Source organism: Bradyrhizobium sp. HKCCYLRH2060, assembly GCF_051168135.1.
Taxonomy (GTDB): domain Bacteria; phylum Pseudomonadota; class Alphaproteobacteria; order Rhizobiales; family Xanthobacteraceae; genus Bradyrhizobium.
In genome coordinates, this window is record NZ_JBNPUK010000019.1 from 107,511 (window position 1) to 133,701 (window position 26,191).

Here is a 26,191-nt window from a genome sequence, read left to right on the forward strand (position 1 = left end):
GGAAAGAGAAGCCGACATGGGCGTGACCCCGATCCGACCCGGCCAGCTTGCGGGCACGCCGCTCGGCCGCCGCGCGGCCACGCCGATCATCGAGATCGATCACGTGTCGCAGGTGTTCAAGACCTCGTCGCGCCGCGACCACACCGCGCTGTCGGACATTTCGCTGACGGTGGGCGAGGGCGCCTTCGTCTCGATCCTCGGGCCCTCCGGCTGCGGCAAGTCGACCTTGCTCTACATCGTCGGTGGCTTCGTCAGCCCGACCGGCGGCACCGCGAAGATGAAGGGCAAGCCGATCACCGGTCCCGGCCCCGATCGCGGCCCGGTGTTCCAGGAGTTCGCGCTGTTCCCCTGGAAGAGCGTGCTCGGCAACGTCATGTATGGCCCGCTGCAGCAGGGCAAGAAGCCGGCGAAGGCCGAGGCGCTCGCGCGGACGTTGCTCGCCATGGTCGGCCTCACCGGCTTCGAAAAATTCTATCCCAAGGAGCTCTCCGGCGGCATGAAGCAGCGCGTCGCGCTGGCGCGCACGCTGGCCTACGGGCCGGAGGTGCTGCTGATGGACGAGCCGTTCGGCGCACTCGACGCGCACACGCGCACGCGGCTGCAGAACGACCTGCTCGACATCTGGGAGCGCGACCGCAAGACGGTGCTGTTCGTGACCCACTCGGTCGAGGAAGCCGTGTTCCTGTCCGACAAGGTCGTGATGATGTCGCGCTCGCCCGGCCGCATCCGCGAGGTGATCGACATCGATCTGCCCCGGCCGCGCCGCCGCGAGGAGCTGCTGCTGGACCCGCGCTATCAGAAATACATCGTCGACATCGAGCGCATGTTCGACGATTCCGGTGACAACGAGCTGCCGTCATGAATGGCCTGTCGAAGCCGCTCGCGCCGGTGCTGGCTTGCTGCGGTCTGCTCCTGGCCTGGCAGCTCGCCTCGCTCGGGCTGAAGAACGACAGCTTCCCGACCGCGCTGGAATCGCTGCGCGCGATCCCGCCGATCCTCACCGACAAGGAATCCCTGATCAACATCCTGGCCTCGCTGCGGCGGATGGCGATCGGCTTCGCGCTGGCGCTCGCCTTCTCGATTCCGCTCGGGTTGCTGATGGGGCGCAGCCGGTCGACCGCCGCCTTCTTCAATCCGCTGCTGATGCTGATCTACCCGGTGCCGAAGGCGGCGCTGATGCCGATCATCATGCTGTGGCTCGGCGTCGGCGACATTTCCAAGACGCTGGTGATCTTCCTCGGCGTCAGCCTTCCGGTGATCTACCACAGCTTCGAGGGCGCCAAGGCGGTCGAGGAGAAGATGCTGTGGTCGGGAGCGGCGATGGGTCTGTCGCCGGCCGAGCGTCTGCTGCGCATTGTCCTGCCGGCAGCCTTGCCGGAGATCCTGACCGGCTGTCGGACCGGCCTGGTGCTGGCGCTGATCACGATGGTCACCAGCGAGATGATCGCGCGGCAGTCCGGCGCCGGCAACATCCTGTTCAACGCGCTCGACATGGGCCAGTACGACACGGTGTTCGCGATGATCATCATCATCGGCGCCATGGGCATCTGCCTCGATGCGGCGTTCGAGGTCGTCAGGCGCTGGCTGGTGCGCTGGTCCGAGCCGCAGTTCGACATGCCCCTGAGCTTCTCATGACGCGCACCTCCAACGACATCCTGCTGGGCGCCGCGCCGATCGTGCTGGTCCTGCTGCTGTGGCAGGGGCTGGTGTCGTTCGGCTACGCGCCACCGACCCTGCTGCCGCCGCCGGGGCAGGTGTTCCTGCGCATGGGCCAGCAGCTCACCAGCGTCACCTTCCAGCAGGACATCGTGGCGACGCTGTTCCGGCTGTTCGCCGGCTTTGCGATCGCCGTGGTGCTCGGTGTTTCCCTGGGAATTGCCGCTGCGGTGAGCCCGCCCGTCAACGCCGCCGTCAAGCCGATCGTGCGCGTGCTGGCGCCGCTGCCGAAGGTCGCGCTCTATCCGGCCTTCCTGCTGCTGCTCGGCTTCGGCCACGAATCCAAGATCATGCTGGTGGCGGCCGATGCGCTGTTCCCGATCCTGCTGTCGACCTACTACGGTGCCACCACGGTCGAGCAGAAGCTGATCTGGTCGGCACTCGCCGCCGGGACGCCGCCGCGCGACGTGCTGTGGAAGGTGGTGCTGCCGGCGGCGATGCCGTCGATCCTGACCGGCTGCCGCATCGGCCTCGTCATCTCCTGCATCGTCGTGTTCCTGGCCGAGATGATCACCTCGACCGACGGGCTCGGCCATGTGCTGGTGACCGCCGCGCGCACCTTCCAGGCCGTCGACATGTTCGTGCCGCTGATCACGATTTCGCTCCTCGGCCTCATTCTCAATGCCCTGCTGCAGGGCCTGCGCGCGTACCTGCTGCGCGGCTTCCCCTCGGTCTGATACAAACAACGACAAGAATCGGGAGAACGACCATGCTGGCGGATCGCATCGAGGCGAAATGGATCGACGCATTCTGCGAGATCTTCGAGCGCTGCGCGGTGAAGGCCGGGGACACCGCCGCCATCCTGTCGGAGACGCAGTCGCGCGCGCTTAACGTGCACATCGCGGAGCTGGCGCTGTTGCGCATGGGCGCGCGTCCCTTTCATGTGGTGGTGCCGACGCCGCGCAACCCCCATCCGGTCCCGGTGCGCTCGACCGGCGCGTCGGAGGCGATCGGCAAGCTCGGGCCCGTCGTGACGGCCTTGCAGCAGGCCGGCTTCGTCGTCGACTGCACCATCGAGGGTCTGATGCATGCAGTGGAAACGCCCGAGATCCTCAAGGCCGGCGCGCGCATCCTGGTGATCTCCAACGAGCATCCGGAAGCGCTGGAGCGCATGCGGCCCGATGCGGCGCTGGAGAAGCGCGTGCGGGCCGCCGCCAAGATGCTGCGCGGCACGAAGCGCATGCGCGTGACCTCGAAGGCCGGCACCGATCTCGACGTCGTCATGGAGGGCGCCTCCACCGTCGGCGTCTGGGGCTGGACCGATCGTCCCGGCACGCTGGCGCACTGGCCGGGCGGCATCGTCGTCAGCTTCCCCAGGAGCAAATCGGTCAACGGCACCATCGTCATGGCGCCCGGCGACATCAACCTCACCTTCAAGCGCTATCTGAGCTCGCCCGTCACGATGACCATGCGCGACGACTACATCACGGACCTGGCAGGCGAGGGCGCCGACGCCGCGATGATGCGCGCCTATCTCGCCTCCTGGGGCGACCGCGAGGCCTATGCGGTGTCGCATGTCGGCTGGGGCATGAACCCCGGCGCGCGCTACGAGGCGCTGACCATGTACGACCAGCGCGACACCAACGGCACCGAACTGCGCGCCGTCCCCGGCAACTTCCTGTTCTCCACCGGCGCCAACGAATTCGCCGGCCGTTACACGGCGGGTCATTTCGACCTGCCGATGATGGGCACCACGATCGAGCTGGACGGGGTCGCCGTGATCAAGGATGGCGTGCTGCAGGACGTGTTCGGGTAAACTCCTTGGCGTATTCAAGCGATCGCCCCGACAACGGGGTGCTCCCCTCCCCGCAAGGGGGGAGCGCACCTTGGTCGCGGCGGCAGGTCGCCCAACACGACGAGGCGTATCGATGACGATGCCGAACCTGAGCGAATTCAGAAAAAAATAAATCACTTGCTATTTTTCGGAAATCGTGGTTTTCTCTCTGCATCCCGCCTCACTGCGGAGGGGCGTTGCGCGCGATCGTCACGACACGCGAGGTGGGGATGCGATGGCCGCGAGAGATCGCAGCGTCTTCTTACGAGGACGCGGACGAACGATCTGTCGCGGACGTGAAGTCGCAGCGTCCTGATACCCCGACGCTGGTATCAAGTCGCGTCGGCCTCAGTGCCGCGCGGTGATGGTGGCCAACAAGCCCGGCGCACCAGGGAGACTGCGTATAAGCGTTAGACCCATCGCGCAGGGAATGCCGGCGTGTTCGGCTTTGCCTGTGGTACCTGCCGCCTGCATTTTTTTCGCAGGCGGGCCATGGGTGAGGCCTTCACCCGGCATTCCCTGCGCCCTCTGCATTCCCAGAGGGACGAACTCATCGCATACCTCGGGCATGATGTGCCGCGAGACTGCGCCCTCATGCCGATCGCTGTTTGAACCGTGAATCCGACCGCACCCATCGCCTCGCTGCGCGATACAGCGTCCTCTCCCCTTGCGGGAGAGGGCATCGCCGGCCCATCCTCGCACTCGATTGGGTGAGGGGTATCTCTCAGCGAGCAAAGCTCGTGGAAACATACCCCTCACCCAACCGAGCTCGCCGCACTGTCCTACATGCCCTCTCCCGCAAAGGGAGAGGGCGCATTCACGTGCACTCGCCGCGCTCAATCCACCACCGGTGGCCGGGCCAGTTTGAAATGCCTGAGCATGTCGACCAGCGCTCCCAGCCGGTGCTCGCGATAGGCGGCGACATCCATCCCGGAATAGTCGAGGAAGCCCGAACCGGTACGCAGGCCGATGCGGCCCTCCGCCATGTTGCGCTCGATCACCTCGGGCGCGCGGTAGCGGTCGCTGCCCAGCGCACCTTCGAGATAGCGGCTGGCGTAATACAGGATGTCGCCGCCGCCCCAGTCGATGAATTCAAGCAGGCCGAGCACGGCGTAGCGGAAGCCGAAGCCGTAGCGGATCGCCTTGTCGATCTCCTCGGCGCTGGCGACGCCTTCGCCGACCATGCGCGCCGCCTCGTTCATGGCGAGCGCCTGGATGCGCGGCACGATGAAGCCCGGCGTCGCCGCGCAGACCACCGGCACCTTGCCGATGTCTTCCAGCAGAGCCTTCAGCCGCGCCGTGACGTCGGGATCTGTGGCCTTGCCCGGCGAGATCTCGACCAGCGGGATCAGATAGGCCGGGTTGAGCCAATGGGCATTGAGAAATCGCTCGGGCCGCTCGATCGCACCGGAGAGATCATCGACCAGGATGGTCGACGTCGTCGAGGCGATGATGACGTCCGGCGCGACCGCGCGCGACGCCGCGGCCAACACCTCGCGCTTGAGGTCGACGATCTCCGGCACGCCTTCGAAGACGAGCGTGGTCTGCGCCAGCACGTCGCTGCTCGCGTCGGCCGGAGCCACGCTGATCTTCGCCATCAGTCTGTCGGCATCCGCGGTCTGCAGCATCCCGAGCCGCGCCAAGGTCGCGAACGTCGCGCTGATCTCGCCGAGGGCCTCGCGCTGCAGCCTGTCGAACTCGGCCGCCGTGCGCGCCTTGATGTCGATCATCGTCACGGGATGGCCGGCATAGGCGAAAGCCACCGCGATGCCGCGCCCCATGCGGCCGGCGCCGAGGCAGGCAATATGACCGCGCGTGCTCATGCCGCGAACCCGTCGCGCAACAGCGCCTGCAGGGCGGTTCGATCGAGACCGCTGAGGCCGAGGCTGGCGAGCGTGCGTCCCGTCGCCCAGAAATCCTCGCCGCAGATCGCGCCGCCGATGGCAAGGAAAGCGCGGGCAAGCGGCACAGGCGTGCCGCTCAGCTCGGCCGCCGAGATCAGGAACGACAGGCCGAGCCGGAGATCCTCGCGCATGTAGCGGTGCTGCGTCAGCACCAGCTGCTCGCGCCAGTCGCCGGAATCGGTGAGCCGATCGTGCGAGCCGCGGCCATACATCCAGATCTCGCCCTCCTTGGCGTAGTGATGCGCCAGCGGAAAATGCGGCGCGCCGTAGCCGAGCGCTTCGCGCACCGCGATCCGCTCCGCATCGAGCGCATCGGTGACGCGGCGGATCGACGGCTGCGTGCCCTCCTTGTGGATGTCCCAGCGCTCGAAATGCTCGATCGGCCCTGCATTCATCACGATCAGCGGCGGATGGATGATGCAGCCGGCATTCATCAGCGCGCCCGACAGCGCATCGCCGCACGGCTCGATCACGCCGGGGAAGGCGCGGCCGATCACCGCGAGAGCGCGGTCCGCCGTCCTGAGAGGAAACACGCCGACGGGCAGCCGCTTGGCGCGGATGGTGATCGCCACTTCGAACGGGCCATGCTTGCGGGTCAGCCAGGGCAGGGTGCCGGTCTCGGCGTAGCTGACACTGGCTTTGTTGCCGGCGTCGCGTGCGGCCGCCGCGAAGATCATGGTGCCGAAGGTCGCCGGCGGCAGGAATACGACCTGGCCGTCGGTCAGATGCGGCGCCAGACGGCGCGCGATGTCGGCCTGTGCGAAGGCCGGCGCCGGGCAGAGGATCAGCTCGGCACCATGGACGGCCTCGCCGATGTCGGTCGTGACCAGCGCGAGCCTGGCCTCATGCCGGCCATTGACGTCCTTGACGACGATCGTCGAGCCCGCCGCTCGATGCTGCGCGACAGCGTCCGCATCGCGGCGCCACAGCCGGACCTCGTGACCTCCGAGCGCGAAATCGCCTGCCGCTGCAAAGGAGCCGTTGCCGCCGCCGAGCACTGCAATTTTCAAGAGCGCGTCTCCGTCTCGCTTATTTCGGGGTCATCGATCTGGCGCAGCAGATGGTGCTGCACCTTGCCGAGCGCGGTGCGCGGCAGGTCGTCGACGAAAACGATGTCCCGCGGCACCTTGAAGCGCGCGAGCTGCGACTGCAGATGCGCGCGCAGGGTCTCGGCCTCAAGCGCGCAGCCCTGGCGCTTGACCACGAAGGCGACCGGCACCTCGTCCCAGCGCGGATCGGGCCGGCCGATCACGCCGCAGTCGATGACGTCGGGATGCTCGCTGAGCACGCGCTCGATCTCGGCCGGATAGACGTTCTCGCCGCCCGAAATGATCATGTTGTTCTTGCGCTCGAGCACGAAGAAGTACCCCTCCGCATCGCGCTGGGCGATGTCGCCGGTGCGGTACCAGCCGTCATGGATCGCCTGCTGCGTGGCTTTGGCGTTGCCCCAATATTCGAAGAACAGATTGGGCCCGCGCACGGCGATCTCGCCCGCTTTGCCCGCCGGAAGTTCGTCGCCGTCTTTGTCGATGATCTTGGCCTCGCAGCACAGCCCGGGCAGGCCGGTCGAGCCTGCGCGCGAGAGGTTGCCGCCGAGCCGCGTGTAGACCGCGATCGGACAGGTCTCGGTCGAGCCATAGACCTGCAGTACCGGCACACCGCGCGCCGTGATACGCGCGATCAGCGCCGGCGGCACGATGCTCGAGCCGGTGGCGACGGCCTTGAGCGACGACAGGTTCGCGGCGGCCCAGCCCGGATGCTCGGTGACGGCCTGGATCGTTGCAGGCACCAGCACGGTCAATGTCGGCCGGTCGTTGACGATCGCGGCCAGCGTCGAATCCGGGGTGAAGCGGGCGTGCAGCGTGACGGTGGCGCCGTGATGCAGCGCCGGCGTGGTCTGGATGTTGAGGCCGCCGACATGGAACAGCGGCAGCACCGTCAGCACGTGATCGTCGGAGGTCAGGCCATGCATGTGCTGGCTCATCACCCCGTTCCACAGCAGCGCCTCCTGCCGCAGCACTGCGCCCTTCGGCCGGCCCGTGGTGCCCGAGGTGTAGACGATCAGCAGCGGGCAGGAGAGATCGATGTGCGGGTTGCGATCGTCGCCGTGGCCACGCGCTAGGAGATCGTCGATCTGCAATCCGTTAGCCGGCGTGAAATCGATGCCGACCGGCACTGTCTCCGGGTGCTGCTCCGCTAGCGCCGGCAGCACCGGCGCAAACGCCTGCTCGAGCACCAGCACCTTGGCCGCGGCATCGGAAAGAATGAAGACCTGCTCGGCCACCGCAAGCCGCCAGTTCAGCGGCACCAGGATCGCGCCAAGCCGCGCGCAAGCATAGAGCAGGACCAGATAGTCCGGCCGGTTGAGACTCAGGATCGCGACGCGGTCGCCGCGCCCGACGCCGAACTCCGATTTCAGCGCCCGCGCCGTCAGAGCGATGCGCGCGCTGAAATCGGCATAACTCAGCGTCACGCCTTCGAAGTGGATCGCCGGCTTGTCCGGCGTGAACGCCGCATTGCGCTCGATCAGGTTGCAGAGGTCCACGCTCAGTCGTCCGTCTCGCCGGGCTCGTACAGTGCCTCGCGGCCGATGCGGTCGAGGCACAATTCGGCGGTCCAGGGCAGCATCAGGGAGCCGCAACGGCTGTCGCGATAGATGCGCTCCAGCGGCAGCGTCTTGAGCATCGACTGTCCGCCGCAGGTGCGGATGGCGAGCGCCGCCAGGTCATTGGCCCCCTCCATCACCGAGTATTGCGCCGCATAGGCGCGCAGCACCTGCTCCTTGGTCGGATTGGCGCGCGCCTCGGTCACCGCCTGGAACCAGATGCCCTTGATCTGCTCCAGCTTGATCTGCATCTGCGCCACCGCGATCTGCTTGGTCGGATACATCCGCCGCTTGACCGGCGGCATGCCCGGCACCTCGCCGCGCAGATATTTGACGGTGAAGTCATAGGACGCTTGCGCCAGGCCCATATAGGTCGGCGACAGCGTCATGAACATGTGCGGCCAGCGCATGGCCGCCTGGAAGTAGACGCCGCGCGGCATCAAGGCGGCGTCTTCCGCGACGAAGACATCCTTGAACAGCAGCGTGCGTGACACCGTGCCGCGCATGCCCAGCGGATCCCAGTCGCCGACGACGGAGACGCCCTCCGTTTTCGCCGGCACCGCGAGATAGAGCGTGTTGCGGCGGGACGCCTTCTCGCCCTCGCTGACCTCGGTGCATAGCACACCATAATAATCCGCGTGTCCGGCAAGCGAGGCGAAGATCTTCTTGCCGTTGATCAGCCAGCCGCCATTGACCGGCTTGGCCTCGGTGCCGAAGGCGACGCCGCCCGCCGCGGCTGCGCCGCCTTCCGAGAACGGTTGCGAGTAGATCGCGCCGTCCTCGACGATGCGCTTGTAGTGGATCGCGCGCCGCCGCTCATGCTCGGCGCGGACGTCGTCCTCCATGTCGAGGTCGTCGGCGAGCGGTCCGGACCATAAGGTCGAGCAAACGTGCATGTTCCAGGTCAGCGCGGTCGCGCCGCAATAGCGGCCGATCTCGGCGGCGGTGAGTGCATAGGTCTGGTAGCCGGCGCCGAGGCCGCCGAGAGCCTTGGGAACGGAGATGCCGAGCAGGCCGGCGCGATGCAGGTCCTTGTAGTTCTCAGTCGGAAAGCTCGCCTCGCGATCCCAGGTCGCGGCGCGGCCCGCCAGCACGCTCTGTCCGAGTTGCCGAGCGCGAGTGATGATGTCGGCCTGCTCAGCGGTCAGCCGGTACGCGGCCGGATCGAACATCGGGGCGTCGAGTGCCTCACGGGATGCCGTCGCCGTCTTCTGGACCTGAATGGTCATTGTGCCTCCGCTGCCGTCGTTGTCGCGTGCGCCCTCAGAAAGGCGTCGAGCGCAGTGTTGAATTCGCCGGGCCGTTCGAGATTGACGAGATGGCCGGCGCCTTGGATCTCGACGTAGCTCGACGCGGGAATGAAGCTTGCCATCTTCTCCATCATCGGCGCCGGTGCGTTGCGATCCTTCGATCCCGAGAGCACCAGCGTCGGCACCTTGATGTCCCTCAAGGCTTGTCGCCGGTCGAAACCGAGCAGGGCCAGCATGCTCGAGCGATAGCTTGCCTCGGGCACGCCGGCCATGCAGGAGGTTGCAATTTCAAGGCCGTGCGGATCGGGATCGTCGCCGACCAACTCCTCGACCAGGCCCGACGCCAATGACGCCATCGTCGCTCCGCGATCCAGCGGGCCGAGGCGCGCCTCGATGAACGATTTCTGCCAGTCGCCGTCGGCCTTGCCGAAGGCCGGGCTGGTCTGAGCCAACACCACGGCCGACGCGGCCTGTGGATGCATCGTCAACCATTCCTGTACGATCATTCCGCCGATGGAATGACCAACGAGGATCGGCTGCTTGGCGCCGATCTGAATCAGGAAGTCTTGGAGCGCAGCGGCGAGCGTGGTGATGCTGACCATGTCGAGCCGGGCGGATCGGCCATAGCCCGGCATGTCCCAGGCCACCGCATGGCAGCGCTCGCCGAAATAATCGAGCTGACCACGCCAGGCGCGCGCGGCGCCACCGATGCCGTGCAGGAACACAACGCTCTGTTGCTCGGGCGTCCCCGATGCCTCGTAGCCGAAGCGGCCGTCCTTCGTGGTAACGATTTGCGACGCAGGCACGCAGACCTCCGAGATATGCCCGAGGCCGCTACGTTGCTCGCTCCAGGCCCTTGAACGCTAGTCGCGGTAAACGAGGTGTCAAGCCGCTTCCGGCGTGTTGTTGCAAAAATTTGAAGTTTAAAATAACTTCTCCGTCGAGACGAGCCAACGAAATCAGAGGAGGCGCACGCATGTCCGGACTTCCGCAAGCCGCGCATGCGATGGTGACCGGGGGCGGGCGCGGCATTGGCCGCGAAATCGCGCGCGCCTTGAAGCTTGCGGGCGCAACCGTGACGATCGTCGGTCGCAACCGCGCAACGCTCGATGAGGCGATCGCGGCCGGATGCGCAGATCATGCCGCAATCGCCGATGTTGCCGATCCGGCGGCGCTCAATGCCGCAGCCGCATGCGCCGCCGCGCATCAGCCGATCGACATTCTGGTCGCCAATGCGGGAAGCGCAGAATCGGCGCCGTTCCTGAAATCCGACACCGCGTTGTTCCACCGCATGATGGACATCAACTTCATGGGCGTCGTACACGCCGTGCAGGCGGTGCTGCCGGCAATGAAGGGCAGGCCCTATGGCAGGATTGTCGCAGTGGCGTCTACCGCGGGCCTCAAGGGCTATCCCTATGTCAGCGCGTACACCGCGGCCAAGCATGCGGTCGTCGGCCTCACGCGATCGCTGGCGCTGGAGCTGGCCGCGACGCGCGTCACGGTCAATGCCGTGTGTCCCGGCTTTACCGATACCGATCTTGTCGCGGAAAGCGTCGACAACATCATGAAAAAGACCGGCCGCAGCCGGGACCAAGCGATCGCCGAGCTTGCCAAGCACAATCCGCAGGGGCGTCTCATCATGCCGCAGGAGGTTGCCGACACTGTGCTGTGGCTGTGCGGCAGCGGTGCCGGTGCGATCACGGGGCAGGCGATCGCGGTTGCCGGCGGCGAAGTGTGAGCCGCAGCGCCCTGGCCTAACGAAAACAGTTGAACAGAGGGAACTTACATGTCGAGACCGGCCAACCCCGTCACCGTGCCGCTGGCGGACTACAAGCCCAGCCATTTCCTGCTTACGGTCAAGGATCGCGTCGCGACCGTGACGTTGAACCGGCCCGAGCGCAAGAATCCGCTGACGTTCGAGAGCTATCGCGAGCTGACCGATTTCTTCCGGGCCTGTGCCTTCGACGATGAGGTCAAGGCGGTGGTCGTGACCGGCGCCGGCGGCAACTTCTCGTCCGGCGGCGATGTGTTCGAGATCATCGGCCCGCTGGTGAAGATGGACACCAAGGGTCTCACCGCCTTCACCCGCATGACCGGCGACCTGGTCAAGGCGATGCGCGCCTGTCCGCAGCCGATCGTCGCCGCGGTCGAGGGCATCTGCGCCGGTGCCGGCGCCATCGTCGCGATGGCCTCCGACATTCGTCTCGCAGCGACCGGCGCCAAGGTCGCGTTCCTGTTCAACAAGGTCGGTCTTGCCGGCTGCGACATGGGCGCCTGCGCGATCCTGCCGCGCATTATCGGCCAGTCGCGTGCGTCCGAACTGCTCTACACTGGCCGCTTCATGAGCGCGGACGAGGGTGAGCGCTGGGGCTTCTTCAGCCGCACCGTCGCGCCCGCCGACGTGCTGGGGCAGGCCGTGACACTGGCAACAGAGATCGCGAACGGCCCGACCTTTGCCAACACGATGACCAAGCGCATGCTGGCGATGGAATGGGCGATGTCGGTCGAGGAGGCGATCGAGGCGGAGGCAGTTGCCCAGGCCTTGTGCATGACGACAGAGGATTTCAACCGCGCCTTCGAAGCGTTCGCCGCCAAGTCCAAACCGGTCTTCCAGGGCAATTGAGCGGCCGCGGGAACCAAAGGGACTTGCCAGGAGATATTTTAGGTCTAAAATAATTTTCATTGGCTCGGCTCTCCAGCGGAGGCGCTCATGAAGATCGCGATCATCGGCGGCGGACCTGCCGGTCTCTATGCGGCGATATTGCTCAAGAAGCAGCGGCCCAGCGCCGACATCGCGGTCTACGAGCGCAACCGTGCCGACGATACGTTCGGCTTCGGCGTGGTGTTCTCGGACGCCACGCTCGACAATTTCGAGAAGCACGATCTGCCGAGCTACCAGCGCATCACCCAGGAGTTCGCCTACTGGGATGATATCGCCGTGCACTTCCGCGGCACGGTGCATCGCGTCGGCGGCAACGGCTTCTGCGGCTGCTCGCGCCGCACGCTGCTGCGCATCCTGCAGGAGCGTGCCCACGAGCTGGGTGTCGCTCTGCACTTCGAGGTCGATCTCGAGGACGAGACGCAATTCGCTGATGCCGATCTCCTGATCCTGTCGGATGGCATCAACAGCCGCTTCCGCCAGAAGTATGTCGATCACTTCCAGCCCGAGGTCGACCTGCGCGCCAACAAGTTCGCGTGGATGGGCTCGACCAAGCCGCTCGACGCCTTCACCTTCATCTTCCAGGAGACGGAGTGGGGCCCGTTCATTGCGCACGCCTATCAGTATGAGGCGGGGCACTCGACCTGGATATTCGAGACGGATCCCGAGACCTTCGAGCGCGCCGGCCTGACCGGGCTCGACGAGCGGCAGTCCGCCGATCGCATGAAGGAGATCTTCGGCTGGTTCCTCGGCGACCATCCGCTGCTGATCAACCGCTCGATGTGGCGCAATTTCCCGATGATCCGCAACAAGCGCTGGGTCAGGGACAACATGGTGCTGCTCGGTGACGCCAAGTCGACCGCGCATTTCTCGATCGGTTCGGGCACCAAGCTTGCGATGGAGGACGCGATCGCGCTGGCCGACGCCATGCAGCGCGCGCCCAACATTCCAGCGGCGCTCGATCTTTACGAGCATGGCCGGCGCGAGGAGGTCGAGAAGACCCAGCACGCCGCCGACGTGTCGCTGGTCTGGTTCGAGCATGTCGACCGCTTCTGGGATTTCGATCCGGTTCAGTTCGCGTTCGGCGTGATGACGCGCTCGAAAGCGATCACCTACGACAATCTCACTCTGCGCGCGCCGGACTTCGTGGCCGAGGTTGACAAGGCCTTCGCGCGCCAGGTCCGCGCCAAGGGTTTTGATGTCGATGTCGAGAAGCCCTTGGCGCCGATGTTCCAGCCGCTCAAGCTGCGCGAGATGACAATCGTGAACCGCGCGGTGCTGTCGCCGATGTGCATGTACTCGGCGGAGGAAGGTGTCCCTGGCGATTTCCACTTGGTGCATTACGGCTCGCGCGCGATCGGCGGCGCGGGTCTGCTGTTCACCGAGATGACCTGCGTCAGCCGCGGTGCCCGCATCACGCCCGGCTGCGCCGGTCTGTGGAACGACGCCCAGGAGGCGGCGTGGACGCGCATCGTCGATTTCGTCCATGCGAACTCGCAGGCGAAGTTCGCGCTGCAGCTCGGCCACGCCGGCCGCAAAGGCGCGACCAAGCTGATGTGGGACGGCATCGACCGGCCGTTGGAGCAGGGCGGCTGGGACGTGGTGTCGGCGTCGCCATTGCCGTATTTCCCGGACAGCCAGGTGCCGCGCGAGCTCGACCGCCAGTCGATGGATGCGATCAAGACCGACTTCGTCGCTGCGGCCGAGCGCGGCAACCGCTGCGGATTCGACATGCTCGAACTGCACTGCGCCCACGGCTATCTGCTCGCGAGCTTCATCTCGCCGCTGACCAACAGGCGCACCGATGAGTACGGCGGCTCGCTGGAAAACCGGCTGCGCTTCCCGCTGGAAGTGTTCGCGGCGATGCGCGCGGCGTGGCCGGCGCACAAGCCGATCTCGGTGCGCATCTCCGCCACCGACTGGGCCGAGGGCGGCATCACTGGTGACGACGCGGTGCTGATCGCCCGCGCCTTCGGCGAGGCGGGCGTCGATCTCGTCGACGTCTCGACCGGGCAGACCGTGCGCGAGGCCAAGCCGATCTACGGCCGCATGTTCCAGACGCCGTTCTCGGACCAGGTCCGCAATGAGGCTGATGTCGCCACCATGTGCGTCGGTAACATCACTTCGGCCGACCAGGTCAATACCATCCTCGCCGCCGGCCGCGCCGATCTCGTCGCGCTCGGCCGTCCGCATCTGGTCGACCCCGCCTTCACGATGAAGGCCGCGGCCTGGTACGGCGCCGACATGTTCTGTCCACCGCAATATCTGCCGGGCAAGGAGCAGATCTTCCGCAACAGCGTCCGCGACCGGCAGGATTTCGAGGAGCTGAAGATTAAGGCTAAGCCGAAAACGCGGGCCGAGCTGAAGGCCGAGGCTGCGAAGCCGCTTGCGGCGGAGTGAGCCGCTGTGCAACGCTGCCGCCCGGTATGCGAAGTACGAGTGGAGTAGGGGACGATGAAGGCGATCATCGTAGGCGGCGGTATCGGCGGACTGACCACGGCGCTGATGCTGCGGGCGCGGGGCATTGACTGTGAGCTGTTCGAGCAGGCGGATGCAATCCGCGAGCTCGGTGTCGGCATCAACACCCTGCCGCACGCGATCCGGGAGCTCGCCCAGCTCGGGTTGCTCGACCGGCTCGATGAGGTCGCGATCCGCACCTACGAGCTGTTCTACCTGACCCGGCGCGGCCAGGAGGTCTGGCACGAGACCCGCGGGCTCGATGCCGGCCATGACGTGCCGCAATTCTCGATTCACCGCGGCCGTTTGCAGAGCGTGATCCATCAGGCGGTGATGCAGCGGCTCGGGCCTGAGAAGGTCCACACCGGCTGCCGGCTCGGCGCCTTCACCCAGGATGAGGGCGGGGTCACCGCCTATTTCTTCGACCGCACTGGTGCTCATGTCCACACCGCCCGCGGCGACGTGCTGATCGGCGCCGACGGCATCCATTCCAAGGTCCGGCAGACGCTGTTCCCGAACGAGGGCGCGCCGTGCTGGAACGGCCTGATGCTGTGGCGCGGCGCCACCGACTGGCCGGTGTTCCTGACCGGGCGTTCGATGATCATCGCCGGCGGCCTCAACGCCAAGGCGGTGGTCTATCCGATCGCCGAGGGCTCGAGCCCCGCGAGCCGCCTCACCAACTGGGCCGTGCTGGTGCGCATCGGCGATGCCAACACCGCGCCGCCGCGGCGCGAGGACTGGTCGCGGCTCGGCAAGGCCGACGAGCTGATGCCGCATGTCAACGGCTTCTCCATTCCCCAGGTCGACTTCGCCGCGATGGTGCGGGCGACGCCGGAGTTCTGGGAATATCCCTGCTGCGACCGCGATCCGTTGCCTTACTGGTCGAGTGGCCGCGTCACGCTGCTGGGCGACGCCGCGCATCCGATGTACCCGGTCGGCTCCAACGGCGCCTCGCAGGCCATTCTCGATGCCCGAGCGCTCGCTGATGCCTTGGCCCGCTCCGAGCATCCGCGCCAGGCGCTGATGACCTATGAGCAGAAGCGGCTGCCGATGACGGCCGAGATCGTCGCGTCCAACCGTCGCGGCGGCCCCGAGGGCGTCATCGATGCCGTCGAGCAGCTCGCGCCGCAGGGGTTCAGCGACATCAACACCATCCTCAACTACGAAGCCCGCGAAGGCATCGTGCGCGGCTATGCCAGCCGGGCCGGCTTTGCCGCGCGGATGGTGACGCGGCAGGCGTCGTAAGTCAGCGTCGAGCACCGTTTTCCGGACTGCCCCTCACCCCAGCCCTCTCCCCGTAAGAACGGGGAGAGGGAGCCGACTGCATTCTGTGGTATAGTTCGAACCCAAGCACCAGCCCGCCTCACGCCCCCGGAGGCGGGGGCAGGAAGTGGATGTTGTGCTCGGCGGCGAGCTTCACCACGTCGTCCGGGTTCTGCTCGCGCATGTTGTGGATCGCCCAGAACAGCTCGTAGAGCCGCCGGGTCGGCGACACCCAGAACAGCGTTTTGGCCGTCTGCTGCGACTTGTTGAAGATGCCGTGCGGCTTGCCCATCGGCAGCCGCACCGTGTCGCCGGCGGTGGCGTATTCCTCGGCGCCGTCGAGGAAGAAGTCGAGCCGGCCCTCGAGGATGTAGAGATACTCGTCCTGGTCGGGATGAATGTGCGGCGGCACGAAGGTGCCGACCGGGAACGTCGCATGCCAGGAGAAGCTGTGCTCGGTGCGGTTCTTCGGCACGTAGACCTGGCCGAGGATGTTCCAGGAGATGCCCTGGATGCCCTCATTGGCCCGGGTGATGCCGGCGATTTCCGGATGATTCATGTTGGTTTCGCTCCCTGTTGTTACTTGGCCGCGCAATCCTTGGCGTAGCGGTCGGCGTAGTTCTCGAACACCTTCTGCACGATTTCGGTCTGGAACTTGCCGTCGGGCCGCTTGGCGACCTTGGTCAGATAGAAGTCCTGGATCGGGTAGCCATTGGTGTTGAACTTGAAGTTGCCGCGCAGCGAGGCGAAATCGGCCTTCTTCAGCGCCGCGGCCACCGCATCCTTGTTGCTGAGGTCGCCATTGACCGCCTTCACGGCGCTGTCGATCAAAAGCGCGGCGTCATAGGCCTGCATGGCGTAGGTGCCGGGCACGCTGTTGTAGGCGGCCTCGTAGCCGGCGACGAACTTCTTGCTTTGCGGATTGTCGAAATTGGGCGCCCAGTTGGCGCCGCCGAACATTCCGACCGCGGCGTCCTGCTGCGCAGGCAGCGTGGATTCGTCGACCGTGAAGGCCGAGAGCACCGGAATGGTGTCGGCAAGGCCGGCCTGCTTGAACTGCTTGACGAGGTTCACGCCCATGCCACCCGGCATGAAAGTGAACACGGCGTCCGGCTTCTGCGAGGAGATCTTGGACAGTTCAGGCTGGAAATCGAGCGTGTTGAGGGGGACGTAGGACTCCTCGACGATCTCGCCCTTGTAGTCGAGCTTGAAGCCGGCGACGGAATCGCGCCCGGCCTGGTAGTTCGGAACCAGCAGATACATCTTCTTGTAGCCGCGGTCCTGCGCGACCTTGCCGAGAACGGCATGCACCTGGTCGTTCTGGTACGAGGTCACGTAGAAGTAGGGACTGCACTCCTTGCCGGCGTAGCTGGACGGACCGGCATTCGGGCTGATCAGGAAGGTCTTGTTCTCGGTGACCGGCCGGTGGATCGCCTGCAGCATGTTGGAGAAGATCGGACCGACGACGAAGTCGACCTTGTCACGCTCGAGCAGGCCCTTGACCTTGGTGATCGCGGCGTCCGGCTTGAGCTCGTCGTCGGCGACGACCACCTCGACGTCCTTGCCGCCCATCTTGCCGCCGAGGTCCTTGATGGCAAGGTTGAAGCCGTCGCGGACCTGGCCGCCGAGCGCGGCGGCGGGGCCGGAGAGGGTGACGATGACGCCGATCTTGATCTTGTCGGCGGCCAGCGTCGGCTGGGCGAGCAGGCTCGCAGCAATGCCAAGACCGACGCCGAAACCGGCCAGCTTCGAACTCATTTTCATGACAACTCCCCCGGGATGCGGAATTTCAGGTTTATGTTTTTTGCACCTGACCAAACGATGGGCCAGACCGCAGCTTGGTCACAAGCCTAGTCTGATGACGCCCTCAGCCGCAAGCGAGCTGCTTGCGGAAAGGGCAGTTTCGGCACGCATGCAAGCGCCGCGCCAATTGCTTGAAGGTTAAAGGAATTGCCGCCTCATCGTCCTGCGCAAAATGACGGTACATTTTTCCTTGCTCCCGGGAGGTCCTGAAGGTCAAACTCACGAGCCTCGCCAGACGAGGCTGAACGTGCCCAAGTGATTCCGTCATGACGCTTGATTCCGAGACCAAGGCTGTCGAGCTGCCCGAGGACCATGCCGAGGAGCTGCGGCTGTGGCTGCGCCTGCTCACCTGCACGACGCTGATCGAAGGCGAGATCCGCAGCCGGCTGCGCGAGCGTTTCGACGTGACCCTGCCGCGTTTCGACCTGATGGCGCAGCTCGACAAGGCGCCCGACGGCATGACCTTGTCCGACGTCTCCAAGCGCATGATGGTCTCGAACGGCAACGTCACCGGACTGGTCGAGCGCCTCGTCGAATCCGGCCATCTGGATCGCCGCACCTCCGACACCGACCGCCGCGTCCAGGTGATCCGGCTGACCAAGCTCGGTCGCGCCGAATTCCGCAAGATGGCGGCCGAGCACGAGACCTGGATCGCGGATATCTTCGGCGATCTCACGGAGAAAGACGTGCGCGAGTTGATGCGGCTGCTCGCCAAGACCAAGGGGTCGGCGCAGAAGGCCGTGCAGCGCCGGCAGGATTGAAGCGGGCCTGACAGGACGTCGCAGGCCACGCTGCCACGCGCGGCAAACGCTCAAACAATTTGCGGGCAGTGCACAATCTTCGGCTCTCTTCGGCTCTTGCGTCCAGATGTTTTAAGTCTAAAATGTTTAGGACTGAAACGTGCCGGGCGTTCTTCCCTTCAGACAGGAGCGTGTGATGGCCACTGCCGCCAAGGTTCAGCAGCCGGAGAGCGCCAGTGCGCATGCGCACAGCGCCCACGTCGACACCTTCGCCCAGGACAATCTGCCGCCGCGCGAGCTGTGGCCTGACTTCGTCTTCAGCCGGCCCGAATTTCAGTATCCGCCGCGGCTGAACTGCGTGACGCATTTCGTCGATCGCTGGGTGAATGAGGGGCGGGGCGATGCGCCGTGCATCATCAGCGCTGACATCGGCTACACGTATCGTGAGCTGCAGGCCCTGGTGAACAGGATCGCCAACGTCCTGGTCGGCAAGCTCGGCCTCGTGCCCGGCGGCCGCGTGCTGCTCCGCTCCGCCAACAATCCGATGATGGTTGCCACCTATCTGGCCGTCATCAAGGCCGGCGGCATCGTGGTCGCCACCATGCCGCTGCTGCGCGCCAAAGAGCTGTCCTATCCGATCCAGAAGGCGCAGATCGCGCTGGCCTTGTGCGATGGCAAGCTCGCCGACGAGATGGAAAAGACCCGGCCGATCGCGCCGGCGCTGAAGCAGGTGGTCTATTGGGGCAACGGCCAGCCCAGCGCGCTGGAAGCGCTGATCGCCGATGCCAGCCCAGAGTTCACCGCAGTCGACACCGCCTCCGACGATCTCTGCTTGATCGCCTTCACTTCCGGTACGACCGGCGATCCCAAGGGCACCATGCATTTTCACCGCGACATGCTCGCAGTGTGCGACGGCTACGCCCGCAACGTGCTGCGCGCCAGCCAGAGCGACCGCTTCATCGGTACCGCACCGCTCGCCTTCACCTTCGGCTTCGGCGGCGTGCTGTTTCCGATGCATATCGGGGCATCCTATGTCGTGCTGGAAAAGACCTCGCCGGACGATCTGCTCGCGGCCATCGAGCGCACTAAGGCCACGATCTGCTTCACGGCGCCGACCGCCTATCGGGCGATGCTGAGCAAGCTCGAGGGGCGCGACATCTCCTCGCTGCGCAAATGCGTTTCCGCCGGTGAGACCCTGCCGAAGCCGACCTTCGACGCCTGGCTGAAGGCGACCGGGCTGAAGCTGATGGACGGCATCGGCTCGACCGAGATGCTGCACATCTTCATCAGCGCCATCGAGGACGAGATCCGCCCCGGCGCCACCGGCAAGCCGGTGCCGGGCTACGAGGCCAAGATCGTCGACGACGAGGGCCGCGACGTGCCGCCGGGCACGATGGGGCGGCTCGCAGTGCGCGGTCCCACCGGCTGCCGCTATCTCGCCGACGAGCGTCAGCGCAAATATGTTCAGAACGGCTGGAACGTCACCGGCGACACCTATGTGATGGATGAGGACGGCTACTTCTGGTACCAGTCGCGCTCCGATGACATGATCGTCTCGTCCGGCTACAACATCGCCGGCACCGACGTCGAGGCGGCGCTGCTGACGCACGCGGCGGTCGCCGAATGCGGCGTTGTCGGTGCTCCCGACGACGCGCGCGGCATGGTCGTGAAGGCCTATGTCGTGCTGGCGCCGGGAGCCGAAGGCACACCGGCGCTGGTGGCCGAACTGCAGGAGCATGTCAAACGCGAGATCGCACCGTACAAATATCCGCGTGCGATCGAGTTCGTGACACAGTTGCCCAAGACCGAGACCGGCAAGCTGAAGCGCTTTGCCCTGCGGCAGCTGGCGCAAGGCGTGGCCGCGCCGCCGTCCGGCGCTGACAATCGATAAGGAGGCACAGTCGTGAGCACGACCAAGGCGCCCACGCTGGCCGTGGTGAAGCAGGATGAGGCCGAGGGCATGCGCGTGCTGCAGCCGAGCGGCTGGCCGATGCCAAAGGGCTATGCCAACGGCATCAGCGCCGAGGGGCGCATCGTCGTCACCGGCGGCGTGATCGGCTGGGACGCGAGCGAGACGCTCGCCGACGGCTTCGTCGCGCAGGTGCGGCAGGCGCTGGAAAACATCTCCGCAATCCTGGCCGAGGGCCATGCGCGTCCGGAGCACCTGGTGCGCCTGACCTGGTATGTCGTCGACATGGATGAGTATCTCGGCCATCTGAAGGAGCTTGGGAAGATCTATCGCGAGATCTTTGGCAGTCATTATCCCGCGATGGCCCTGGTGCAGGTCGTCAGGCTGGTCGAGAAGGCCGCGCGGGTGGAGATCGAGGCGACTGCGGTGGTGCCGCGCTGAGGGCGGGTGCTGCCGGCAGGGGCCCGTCTTTGATCGGTCGAATCTGGAATATGACATCGCGCTCTCGCGGCTGGTCGGCCCGAGCTTTGCTGGTCGATCACCCCCGGCGAAAATCGAGGGCGCAGGGAAGGCCGGGTGTCCACCACACCCGCGGCCCCCGTGCGATCAAAAATGCACGGGGCAGGAACCACAGGTGGGCCGAACATGCCGGCCTTCCCTGCGCGATGTTTGACGGCTTATACGTGGTCTCCCTGGTGCGCCGGGCTTGTTGGCCACCTCCGCGCGAGGCGAAGCCTCGTCGCGTTCGCGACAACGCGCGTAGCGCGTTGCGCGGGTGATACCAGCGTCGGGGTATCAGGACATCACGACTTCACCGTACGCCACGACATCACTCGTCCGCGCAACAAGCGCATGATGCAACGGCGTCCACCGCAGCCTGCCCCACGTATCGTGACGACGCGTACGCCCCTCTTCGCCGGATCAGGTTGGGCGCAAGCATCGTCGTGATTTGCCCGACGACACAAGGCTCGAGCGCTGCGACATGGTAACGCGACGGGCAGTCACACAGCACATCACAGTTCGCAGGCATCGGGCTTCGTTCGTCGAACAATTGTGGTCGTCTGATGCGCCCTCTGTCGAACGATGGACGCGGGATCGCCATGTCGCGGCCACCAACCTGTTCGAGCGTGGCCGCCCAGGGGCGGATGAGAGCAGGGGGTGGACTTGGATTGGAAACTCTTCGTGGCGACGGCGCTGGCCGCCGGCATCGGCGCTGCGGCCGGCGCGCTGGCATTGGCAAGTGCCGGTGGCGGCGGCATCGAGCATCAGGCCGATGCCAAGATGCTGGAGATCGGCGTCGCGATCCTGCGCGAGCCGGCGCGGGTGGATGACGATCCGATGCGGTCGTGGGCGGTGCGCGTGGTGGAGAAGAAGTCGGGGGTGAGTTTTACGGACCAGCAGCGTGCGGCATTGTTGAAGCGGGCGGCGGGGGCAAGGTAGCTCCGCCGACGGTGCGTAGGGTGGGCAAAGGCGCGCCCGCAATGTGATTGTTTGTCCGTGTTACATGTTCGCGCCATGCCCGCCGTCTTGCGCGGATGGACTGTCGGTGGGCACGCCATCGCGCGGCTTGCGCCGCACGACGGCTTTGCCACCCTACGAATTTTCGGCGTCATGGTGAGAAGCGCAGCGACGAAGCAATCCAGAGTCCTTGCTCCGCCCCTGGATTGCTTGCTTCGCTCGCAATGACGGGGTGAGAGCGGTGGCCTACTGATACGCCGAGACGATGTCGCTCACGGCGCGCTCGAGCTGCTGGGCCGTTGCGCAGGGGCGGACGACGTTGCAGAAGGTCTGGTAGCGCGGCATCTCTGAATCGCCCCAGCCCCAGGTCATGCGGCCCTCTGGATTGAGCCACACCACGCGCTTGGCGCGCTCCGAGATCGCTTTCAGGATGTCGGCGCGCGGGGCGAGCTTGTTGCTGCGGGCATCACCCAGAATGATCACGGTGGTCTGCGGCGTCACCGAGGCCATGAACTGCTTCTCGAAATCGACCAGCGACGAGCCGTAGTCGGACGAGCCGAAGCCGACCTTGTGCATGATCTCGGCCATGGCCTCCTCGGCCGGCTTCTGCTCCAGGATCTCGCTGACCTCGATCAGGTGGCCGGAGAATGCGAACGAGCGGACGTCGCTGACGACGTCGTGCAGGCTGTGGATCAGCAGCAGGAAGAAGTCCGAGACGCGGGCGACGGAGCCGGAGACGTCGCACAGCGCGACGATCTTCGGGCGGTCGCGGTGCCGTCGCTTCCACGCGGTGAGGAAGGGCACGCTGCCCCAGGCGGCGTTGCGGCGGAGCGTGCGGCGGACGTCGAGATGGCCGCGGCGCTGGCGCTTGCGCGGCTTCGCATAGCGCTCGCGCAGGCGGCGCGCGATCTGCCGGATCAGCGCCCGCATCGCCGCGACCTGGCGCGGCTCGATCCGCGACAGCTGGGCATTGCGCAGGATCTCGTGGCGCAGATTCTCGGTCTCTTCTCGGCCGTACAGCGCCAGCGCCTGCGCGACGGCATCGCGCACGGTGTCGCGCAGGCCGTCGAGCCCGGCCTGCAGCCGCTCCGCCAATGACGGATTGGTTTCGGTGAGCGTATCCAGATCGTCGCGCAGCCGCTGGATGCCCATCGTCTCCAGCATGCGGCTGGAGAACAGGCCGCGCTGGGTGAAGTAGCGGATCTCCGACAGCCCGACGGCGCTGGACGCGTTGGCGATCGCGGCCGAGATGTCAGCCGTGTTCTGCGTCAGCAGCATCTGGGCGAGGGGCCCAAGCTCTGCATCCGCCTCGGCGCCGGCCGGCTGTCCCGATGATGGCGGAGCTGCCTGGGCCTCCTTCGACGCCGCGTCCTGCCGCGTCTCGTCATCCGCCTCGGCCTGCGCCGGATCGACATGGGCGAAGAACAGGTCGAAGCAGGCGCCGAGCGCCTTCTTCTCGTCCTCGCTCTTGGCGAGCGTCAGCAGCAGGCTGTCGCGCAGCACCGTGCGGTCGGCGAGACCGACGCTCGCCACCGCGCGCATGGCGTCGATGCTCTCGGCCGGCGAGACGTGCACGCCGGCGCCGCGCGCCGCCCGGAAGAACCGATGCAGGTTCTCCTGCATGGCGCCTACCCGAAGATGTTCTGTCGCTGCGCCTTGGCGACGAAGGTCGTCACCTGCGGCAGCGCGACCTCGATGTCCGATTCGTATTTCAGCAGCACGTTGAGCGTGTCCTTGACCACCTCGTGGCCGAGTTCAGCGGCCTGCAGCAGCACCAGCACGCGCGCCCAATCGATGGTCTCGCTCACCGAAGGCTGCTTCTTCAGGTCGAGCGTCCTGACGTCGTGGATGAAGGCCACGAGCTGCCGGCGCAGATTCTGCGCGATGCCGGGCACGCGGCTCTCGACGATGCGCTCCTCCAGCTTCTGCTCGGGGAAGCCGATGTGCAGATGCAGGCAGCGCCGCTTGAGCGCGTCGCCGAGATTGCGCTCGGAGTTGGAGGTCAGGATCACCGTCGGCGGCTTTGCGGCGGCGATGCTGCCGAGCTCGGGGATCGTAACCTGGAAATCGGAGAGGATCTCCAGCAGCAGCGATTCGAACTCGGCGTCGGATTTGTCGATCTCGTCGATCAGCAGTACGCAACCGTTTGGCTCGAGCAGCGCCTGCAGCAGCGGCCGCGGCTCGACGAACTCCTTGGAGAAGAACACGTCGCCGAAATCATGCAGCTGGCCGAGCGCGGCATGCAAGGTCTGGGCGCCGCCGAGCACCTCGCCGAGCTTGTCCTTCAGGATCTGGGTGTAGAGCAGCTGCTTGGCGTATTTCCACTCGTACAGCGCCTTGGCCTCGTCGAGACCCTCATAGCATTGCAGCCGGATCATCTTCAGGCCGCGCCAGGCGGCGATCGCCTTGGCGAGCTCGGTCTTGCCGACGCCGGCCGGCCCCTCGACCAGGATCGGCTTGTCGATCGCCTGCGACAGGTAGACGGCGGTGGCGATCTGGCGGCTGGCGATATAGCCCTGCGCGGCGAGGCCGGCTTCGACGGCCGCGATCGAGGCGATGGCTGAAGGGGAGGCCGGGGAATCAGCCACTGACGAAACTCCGTTTCCTGGTATCAGGACCCGGCGCAGATGTGATCGGCGTTCCGGTCCCTGGACGTTGGCATCAGGGCGAAAACCCTGACTTTTCCTCGCATTGTGTTATGTCCTGGCTACGCGCACCCGGCAGCCCTGTCCAGTGCGTGCGTGGGTGCCCAAGCCGCATGGCTGCCGGTCGCCAGCGGACGGACCGAGAATCTCCTCCTGTAAATCACGCCGAGCGGAATATGAACCGATCCATCCTGCATCTCCTCGTCCTGCTGGTCCTCGTGGTCGGAGGCGGCTGGATCATCGGCGCCTCCAACATGCCCGGCGCCTGGTACGGCTCGCTCAACAAGCCCTGGTTCACCCCGCCGGGCTGGCTGTTTCCGATCGCCTGGACCGTGCTCTACATCATGATTGCGGTCGCCGGCTGGCGCACCTATGAGCGGGTCGAAAGCGGCGCCGTGATGCAGGTGTGGTGGGGACAGCTGGTGCTGAACTTCGCCTGGTCGCCGGTGTTCTTCACCGCGCATCTGATGTGGGTCGCGTTCGCGATCATCGCCAGCATGTTCGTGCTGATCGTGATCTTCATCGTGATGCAATGGCGCGAGGATCGGATCGCCGCGTTGCTGTTCGTGCCCTATGCGTGCTGGGTAGGGTTTGCGTCGGTGCTGAATTTTTCGGTGAACGTGTTGAATTGAGATGAGGCGGGTTTGATGAAAGCTCGCTGTCAGATGAGAACAACGGTGCGCTCCCTCTCCCCGTTCTTACGGGGAGAGGGTTGGGGTGAGGGGCAGCCGCGCGGGGGGTGTTCGCGGATAGACCTGTACCCCCTCACCCGGATTGCATCTGACGATGCAATCCGACCTCTCAGCGCGAGCGAAGCTCGTCGCGGCCCCGCAAGCGGGGCGAGGTTGCAGCGCGCTTGCGGCTCCGAGTTCGCGTCACACCACGGGCATTCGCGGGGCCACCGCCCATGAACCTCAAGCAGCTCGAATACTTCGTCCAGGTCGCCGAGCTCGGCTCGTTCAGCAAGGCCGCGTCCGTGCTCGACGTGGCGCAGCCGGCGCTGTCGCGGCAGGTGCGGGCGCTGGAATCGGAATTGAAGCAGCAGCTGTTCGCGCGCAACGGGCGCGGCGTCGAACTGACTGAAGCGGGGAAGCGGCTGCTCGACCACAGCGTCGGCGTGCTGCAGCTGGTGGCGCATGCGCGCGAGGATCTCGGCGCCAGCCGCGATGCGCCGGTCGGCCGCGTCACCATCGGCCTGCCGCCGAGCATCGCGCGGCAATTGACCTTGCCGCTGATCGATCGCTTCCGGAAGGAATATCCGGCGGCGCGGCTCGCCGTGGTCGAGGGCCTGTCGACGCATGTGGTCGAGTGGGTCACCACGGGCCGCATCGATGTCGGCATGGTCTACAATCCCGAGGCGCAGGCCGGCATCGAGATCACGCCGGTGCTGCAGGAGCCGCTCGCCCTCGTCAGCCACGCGCCGAAGGGCAAGCGCCGCGTCACCGCGCCGCTGCCGATGGCCGAGCTGTCGCGCTACAGCCTGATCATGCCGGAGCGGGTGCACGCGATGCGGCGCCTGCTGGAGACGCAGGCCGCGCTCGCCGGGATCAAGCTCGACATCGCCTGGGAGGTATCGAGCGTGCCCTCGATCATCGATCTCGTCTGCGCCGGCTACGGCCACGCGGTGCTGACCCCGAGCGGCGTCGCCGCCTCGGGCCGCGCCGGCGAACTCGCGATCCGGCCCCTGACCGAGCCGGCCCCGACAAGCGTGCTGTGCTTCGTCACCTCGGCGCACAAGCGCCCGACGCCGCTGGCGCAGCAGACGATCAAGCTGGCGACCGCGTTGATCAGGAAGCTGCCGCGCTGAGCGCTGCGTCAGTTCGGTTCGGGCGGCGCCATTGTCCCCTGGAGGTTCAAGGCGGGCATGTGAAGATATCGGACTCCTGGGACGAGCAACCCCGCCAGTGAGTTACTCCGTCATGCCCGGGCTCGTCCCACGGCTGTCCGGTTCAGCTTCCGCATATTGCGAGGCTCAACTGTTGTGGGTTTTTGGCAAGTTGGGGTGGCC

23 protein-coding genes are annotated in these 26,191 nt (G+C 66.0%); 14 read left to right on the top strand and 9 right to left on the bottom strand.

Features of this window, described 5'->3' with window-relative positions; genetic code table 11:
- Window positions 1-16: 16 nt before the first annotated feature.
- Genes ACQR10_RS28655 through ACQR10_RS28670 form a run of 4 tightly spaced genes read left to right on the top strand, consistent with a single transcriptional unit; the run spans window position 17 to window position 3,472 of the window.
- A complete protein-coding gene (locus tag ACQR10_RS28655; RefSeq protein ID WP_316218446.1) occupies window positions 17-862 on the top strand; it encodes an ABC transporter ATP-binding protein in 846 nt (281 codons plus the stop codon).
- Window positions 859-1,635 carry an ABC transporter permease gene (locus tag ACQR10_RS28660; protein WP_315802409.1) on the top strand — a complete coding sequence of 259 codons (777 nt, stop codon included), beginning with the start codon at window positions 859-861 and terminating at the stop codon, window positions 1,633-1,635. The genes ACQR10_RS28655 and ACQR10_RS28660 overlap by 4 nt, the downstream gene beginning before the upstream one ends.
- Complete coding sequence (locus tag ACQR10_RS28665) at window positions 1,632-2,393, top strand: ABC transporter permease (RefSeq protein WP_315812699.1); 762 nt, start codon at window positions 1,632-1,634, stop codon at window positions 2,391-2,393. Before ACQR10_RS28660 ends, ACQR10_RS28665 begins: the two co-directional genes overlap by 4 nt.
- Before the next feature lie 32 nt (window positions 2,394-2,425).
- Entirely contained in the window at window positions 2,426-3,472 is a 1,047-nt protein-coding gene (locus ACQR10_RS28670) for a peptidase M29 (RefSeq protein ID WP_316218447.1), read from the top strand.
- A gap of 854 nt (window positions 3,473-4,326) precedes the next feature.
- Here ACQR10_RS28670 and ACQR10_RS28675 read toward each other — a convergent pair.
- The 5 genes from ACQR10_RS28675 to ACQR10_RS28695 are packed head-to-tail and all read right to left on the bottom strand — an operon-like array spanning window position 4,327 to window position 10,055.
- Window positions 4,327-5,313 carry a 3-hydroxybutyryl-CoA dehydrogenase gene (locus ACQR10_RS28675; protein ID WP_316218448.1) on the bottom strand — a complete coding sequence of 329 codons (987 nt, stop codon included), beginning with the start codon at window positions 5,311-5,313 and terminating at the stop codon, window positions 4,327-4,329.
- Window positions 5,310-6,404: an NAD/NADP-dependent octopine/nopaline dehydrogenase family protein gene (locus ACQR10_RS28680; RefSeq protein ID WP_316218449.1), complete on the bottom strand. Its 1,095-nt coding sequence runs from the start codon at window positions 6,402-6,404 to the stop codon at window positions 5,310-5,312. The genes ACQR10_RS28675 and ACQR10_RS28680 overlap by 4 nt, the downstream gene beginning before the upstream one ends.
- Entirely contained in the window at window positions 6,401-7,939 is a 1,539-nt protein-coding gene (locus ACQR10_RS28685) for a class I adenylate-forming enzyme family protein (protein WP_316218450.1), read from the bottom strand. The genes ACQR10_RS28680 and ACQR10_RS28685 overlap by 4 nt, the downstream gene beginning before the upstream one ends.
- 2 nt (window positions 7,940-7,941) lie before the next feature.
- Window positions 7,942-9,228: an acyl-CoA dehydrogenase family protein gene (locus ACQR10_RS28690; protein ID WP_316183224.1), complete on the bottom strand. Its 1,287-nt coding sequence runs from the start codon at window positions 9,226-9,228 to the stop codon at window positions 7,942-7,944.
- Entirely contained in the window at window positions 9,225-10,055 is an 831-nt protein-coding gene (locus tag ACQR10_RS28695; RefSeq protein ID WP_316218451.1) for an alpha/beta fold hydrolase, read from the bottom strand. Before ACQR10_RS28695 ends, ACQR10_RS28690 begins: the two co-directional genes overlap by 4 nt.
- Window positions 10,056-10,225: 170 nt before the next feature.
- On the opposite strand from ACQR10_RS28695, the gene ACQR10_RS28700 reads away from it, so the two are divergent.
- The 4 genes from ACQR10_RS28700 (at window position 10,226) to ACQR10_RS28715 (ending at window position 15,610) form a co-directional block, all read left to right on the top strand.
- A complete protein-coding gene (locus tag ACQR10_RS28700) occupies window positions 10,226-10,987 on the top strand; it encodes an SDR family NAD(P)-dependent oxidoreductase (RefSeq protein WP_316218463.1) in 762 nt (253 codons plus the stop codon).
- A 48-nt stretch (window positions 10,988-11,035) separates the two neighbouring features.
- Window positions 11,036-11,872: an enoyl-CoA hydratase family protein gene (locus ACQR10_RS28705; RefSeq protein ID WP_315802417.1), complete on the top strand. Its 837-nt coding sequence runs from the start codon at window positions 11,036-11,038 to the stop codon at window positions 11,870-11,872.
- An 87-nt stretch (window positions 11,873-11,959) separates the two neighbouring features.
- Complete coding sequence (locus ACQR10_RS28710; protein ID WP_434912154.1) at window positions 11,960-14,308, top strand: bifunctional salicylyl-CoA 5-hydroxylase/oxidoreductase; 2,349 nt, start codon at window positions 11,960-11,962, stop codon at window positions 14,306-14,308.
- A gap of 54 nt (window positions 14,309-14,362) precedes the next feature.
- Window positions 14,363-15,610, top strand: coding sequence for a flavin-dependent oxidoreductase (locus ACQR10_RS28715; protein WP_434895976.1), 1,248 nt, complete (start codon window positions 14,363-14,365; stop codon window positions 15,608-15,610).
- Between the two features lie 118 nt (window positions 15,611-15,728).
- Here ACQR10_RS28715 and ACQR10_RS28720 read toward each other — a convergent pair whose 3' ends face one another.
- Together ACQR10_RS28720 and ACQR10_RS28725 are read right to left on the bottom strand one after the other, a co-directional pair.
- Window positions 15,729-16,187 carry a cupin domain-containing protein gene (locus ACQR10_RS28720; RefSeq protein WP_315751999.1) on the bottom strand — a complete coding sequence of 153 codons (459 nt, stop codon included), beginning with the start codon at window positions 16,185-16,187 and terminating at the stop codon, window positions 15,729-15,731.
- 20 nt (window positions 16,188-16,207) lie between these two features.
- Window positions 16,208-17,392: an ABC transporter substrate-binding protein gene (locus ACQR10_RS28725; protein WP_316218454.1), complete on the bottom strand. Its 1,185-nt coding sequence runs from the start codon at window positions 17,390-17,392 to the stop codon at window positions 16,208-16,210.
- Window positions 17,393-17,697: 305 nt separating this feature from the next.
- Between ACQR10_RS28725 and ACQR10_RS28730 the strand changes: the two genes are divergently transcribed.
- The 4 genes from ACQR10_RS28730 (at window position 17,698) to ACQR10_RS28745 (ending at window position 21,520) form a co-directional block, all read left to right on the top strand.
- Complete coding sequence (locus tag ACQR10_RS28730) at window positions 17,698-18,192, top strand: MarR family winged helix-turn-helix transcriptional regulator (protein ID WP_315751998.1); 495 nt, start codon at window positions 17,698-17,700, stop codon at window positions 18,190-18,192.
- A 175-nt stretch (window positions 18,193-18,367) separates the two neighbouring features.
- Window positions 18,368-20,062: a benzoate-CoA ligase family protein gene (locus ACQR10_RS28735; protein ID WP_316218455.1), complete on the top strand. Its 1,695-nt coding sequence runs from the start codon at window positions 18,368-18,370 to the stop codon at window positions 20,060-20,062.
- Window positions 20,063-20,074: 12 nt separating this feature from the next.
- On the top strand, window positions 20,075-20,521 hold the full coding sequence (locus tag ACQR10_RS28740) for a RidA family protein (RefSeq protein ID WP_315802423.1): 447 nt from the start codon (window positions 20,075-20,077) through the stop codon (window positions 20,519-20,521).
- Between the two features lie 723 nt (window positions 20,522-21,244).
- The gene (locus ACQR10_RS28745; RefSeq protein ID WP_316218456.1) at window positions 21,245-21,520 is read left to right on the top strand and encodes a hypothetical protein; all 276 of its coding nucleotides are present in this window, start codon (window positions 21,245-21,247) and stop codon (window positions 21,518-21,520) included.
- Between the two features lie 264 nt (window positions 21,521-21,784).
- Here ACQR10_RS28745 and ACQR10_RS28750 read toward each other — a convergent pair whose 3' ends face one another.
- Together ACQR10_RS28750 and ACQR10_RS28755 are read right to left on the bottom strand one after the other, a co-directional pair.
- Window positions 21,785-23,161: a vWA domain-containing protein gene (locus ACQR10_RS28750; protein ID WP_316218457.1), complete on the bottom strand. Its 1,377-nt coding sequence runs from the start codon at window positions 23,159-23,161 to the stop codon at window positions 21,785-21,787.
- Between the two features lie 5 nt (window positions 23,162-23,166).
- Window positions 23,167-24,126, bottom strand: a complete 960-nt coding sequence (locus ACQR10_RS28755; protein WP_315802426.1) for an AAA family ATPase — start codon at window positions 24,124-24,126, stop codon at window positions 23,167-23,169.
- Between the two features lie 275 nt (window positions 24,127-24,401).
- On the opposite strand from ACQR10_RS28755, the gene ACQR10_RS28760 reads away from it, so the two are divergent.
- Both ACQR10_RS28760 and ACQR10_RS28765 read left to right on the top strand, forming a co-directional pair.
- Window positions 24,402-24,815, top strand: a complete 414-nt coding sequence (locus ACQR10_RS28760; protein ID WP_315802546.1) for a TspO/MBR family protein — start codon at window positions 24,402-24,404, stop codon at window positions 24,813-24,815.
- Window positions 24,816-25,090: 275 nt separating this feature from the next.
- Complete coding sequence (locus tag ACQR10_RS28765) at window positions 25,091-25,990, top strand: LysR family transcriptional regulator (RefSeq protein ID WP_315802427.1); 900 nt, start codon at window positions 25,091-25,093, stop codon at window positions 25,988-25,990.
- Window positions 25,991-26,191: the final 201 nt, after the last annotated feature.

Coding starts and splice junctions, on each gene's coding strand:
- ACQR10_RS28735 (WP_316218455.1), top strand. CDS start 18,368: ATGGCCACTGCCGCCAAGGTTCAGCAGCCGGAGAGCGCCAGTGCGCAT.
- ACQR10_RS28675 (WP_316218448.1), bottom strand. CDS start 5,313: ATGAGCACGCGCGGTCATATTGCCTGCCTCGGCGCCGGCCGCATGGGG.
- ACQR10_RS28710 (WP_434912154.1), top strand. CDS start 11,960: ATGAAGATCGCGATCATCGGCGGCGGACCTGCCGGTCTCTATGCGGCG.
- ACQR10_RS28690 (WP_316183224.1), bottom strand. CDS start 9,228: ATGACCATTCAGGTCCAGAAGACGGCGACGGCATCCCGTGAGGCACTC.
- ACQR10_RS28700 (WP_316218463.1), top strand. CDS start 10,226: ATGTCCGGACTTCCGCAAGCCGCGCATGCGATGGTGACCGGGGGCGGG.
- ACQR10_RS28715 (WP_434895976.1), top strand. CDS start 14,363: ATGAAGGCGATCATCGTAGGCGGCGGTATCGGCGGACTGACCACGGCG.
- ACQR10_RS28655 (WP_316218446.1), top strand. CDS start 17: ATGGGCGTGACCCCGATCCGACCCGGCCAGCTTGCGGGCACGCCGCTC.
- ACQR10_RS28660 (WP_315802409.1), top strand. CDS start 859: ATGAATGGCCTGTCGAAGCCGCTCGCGCCGGTGCTGGCTTGCTGCGGT.
- ACQR10_RS28725 (WP_316218454.1), bottom strand. CDS start 17,392: ATGAAAATGAGTTCGAAGCTGGCCGGTTTCGGCGTCGGTCTTGGCATT.
- ACQR10_RS28765 (WP_315802427.1), top strand. CDS start 25,091: ATGAACCTCAAGCAGCTCGAATACTTCGTCCAGGTCGCCGAGCTCGGC.
- ACQR10_RS28670 (WP_316218447.1), top strand. CDS start 2,426: ATGCTGGCGGATCGCATCGAGGCGAAATGGATCGACGCATTCTGCGAG.
- ACQR10_RS28720 (WP_315751999.1), bottom strand. CDS start 16,187: ATGAATCATCCGGAAATCGCCGGCATCACCCGGGCCAATGAGGGCATC.
- ACQR10_RS28730 (WP_315751998.1), top strand. CDS start 17,698: ATGACGCTTGATTCCGAGACCAAGGCTGTCGAGCTGCCCGAGGACCAT.
- ACQR10_RS28750 (WP_316218457.1), bottom strand. CDS start 23,161: ATGCAGGAGAACCTGCATCGGTTCTTCCGGGCGGCGCGCGGCGCCGGC.
- ACQR10_RS28705 (WP_315802417.1), top strand. CDS start 11,036: ATGTCGAGACCGGCCAACCCCGTCACCGTGCCGCTGGCGGACTACAAG.
- ACQR10_RS28665 (WP_315812699.1), top strand. CDS start 1,632: ATGACGCGCACCTCCAACGACATCCTGCTGGGCGCCGCGCCGATCGTG.